This window comes from Mesorhizobium sp. M4B.F.Ca.ET.017.02.2.1 (assembly GCF_003998955.1).
Classification (GTDB): Bacteria; Pseudomonadota; Alphaproteobacteria; order Rhizobiales; family Rhizobiaceae; genus Mesorhizobium; species Mesorhizobium abyssinicae.
In genome coordinates, this window is sequence record NZ_RZOF01000589.1 from 1 (window position 1) to 1,777 (window position 1,777).

At 58.8% G+C, this 1,777-nt stretch carries 2 protein-coding genes and 1 pseudogene; 1 reads left to right on the forward strand and 2 read right to left on the reverse strand.

Translation table 11 applies throughout. The features are described 5' to 3' along the window. A pseudogene (locus EN738_RS36675) lies at positions 1–135 on the reverse strand (sarcosine oxidase subunit beta); the annotation flags it as partial. Between the two features lie 50 nt (positions 136–185). Between EN738_RS36675 and EN738_RS34105 the strand changes: the two are divergent. After that, entirely contained in the window at positions 186–1,280 is a 1,095-nt protein-coding gene (locus tag EN738_RS34105) for a GlxA family transcriptional regulator (RefSeq protein WP_210214105.1), read from the forward strand. 297 nt (positions 1,281–1,577) lie between these two features. Here EN738_RS34105 and EN738_RS36020 read toward each other — a convergent pair. Then, positions 1,578–1,777 (reverse strand): hypothetical protein (locus tag EN738_RS36020; RefSeq protein WP_135899035.1); only part of this gene is annotated, 200 nt, incomplete at its 5' end.

Below are 1,777 nucleotides of genomic sequence, written 5' to 3' on the forward strand. Positions count from 1 at the left end.
CGCAAGGCCGTGCCCCCCCCCGCCGATGATCACGTAGTCATAGGCGGGCTTGGGCTCAGGGTTGCGCCAGAGCGGCCGCCACCCGGTGTGACCCTTGAGCGCTTCAGCAAAGATGCGGAATCCGGAAAACTTCATATCAAGTACTCCTTGGACCGCCGAGACTATGTCACGGCAAGGGCAGTGAGGTGTTTTCAAAATTGACTCATGTGTGCTTTTGCCGGACATGGGCGAACGATGTGGATGATAGGATTTTCAACGGGATGATTGACGGGAATCTCGGCAGCCCGCGGCGATACGGTTTCCTGCTGATCGAAGGCTATGCCCTGATGTCCGCAGCCTCCGCGGTCGAGCCGCTGCGCGCCGCCAACCTGCTTAGCGGGCGGATTGTTTACGATCTGAACTTCATGTCGGCCAAGGGCGGGTGGATGCGCAGTTCCGTCTCGGGCGCGTTCGAGACCGAACCTGTTTCACAAGCAGGCACTGATTTCGATATTCTCTTCGTCGTCGCCGGCGGCAACCCGCTCACCTATCGAGACGACAGGATCCTCGCTTGGCTGCGCCGTCTCGCCCGGTCGGGTGTGCCTTTGGGCGGAATCTCAGGCGGAGCGGCAATCCTGGCGGCAGCGGGTGTGATGTCGTCACGCCGGTTCACAATTCACTGGCAGCACATTGATGCAATGCGGGAGATGTATCCCGACGCACTCATCGAACGGCGGCTGTTCGTCATCGATCGTGACCGCTTCACCTGCGCGGGCGGCATGGCCCCCCTAGACATGACCCATGCGCTGATCGCTTCAGATCACGGTGTGGAATTGGCCCGTGCGGTCAGCGATTGGTTCATCCATACCGGCATCCGGCAGGCCGAGGCCCCTCAGCAATTGGACCCAATACGCAGGTACGATCTGCGCCATCCCGCTCTGGTCGCCATGGTGCAATTGATGACAAGCCACATTGCGGACCCGCTGAAGCTGGACGATCTGGTACACTTGAGTGGTATTGGGATGCGGCAATTAGAGCGGTTGGCAACGGAACAGTTAGGACAGAGCGTGATGCAGTTCTATCGGTCTTTACGGTTGGAGAAGGCCGACGAGATTCTCCAACAGTCAAACCTGCCGCTCGTCGAAGTCGCGCTGGCCACAGGCTTTTCCAACCGCAGTCATTTCTCACGGGCCTTTCAGGCCCATTTCGGCGTGGGTCCCGCAACCCACCGCAAACAGCGCCGCCATAGCGAAAATTATCACGCCAGGACGCATTTTGGGGGGCGGTCAAGTGTAGACTAGGAAAGGTCTCCACAACCTCGAGCTTCTCGTCGGCCAGACGAAAACTTTTTACGCAATCCTCGAGCCGAGATGTTCTCGCAAGAGGATGGCCTGAGCGCCTACTTGGCAATCTGGTCGCCGAATAAAGCGAAGCTGTCCTCGTCTTCATCCAGACGGCATCGACAATCTTCGACATATCGTCGACGAGAGCAGGGCTACATGACACTCCCCCAACCCGCCTCAGGAAAATCTTCCGAGACCATAGCGGCCTTGGCCGTTTGGATACCAGTTATGTGCTTGCCCGTCCGTCTCGACGAATCACTGGAACGCTTCGGAAGATCGGGCCAGTTCACGCGCGGCGTCTTCTTCGGCATATCGCCTGCCCCGTCGAGAGAGGGCATCCAGAAGGGGCCCAAGGCCTGCCGTTTCGAGGTTGCCTATTGCCGAGAGGATCTCGTCCTGCCACCGCGGGTGAACGTTCTCTCTGCTGAGGCCCTTGAATTTCTCCCAGATCTGAT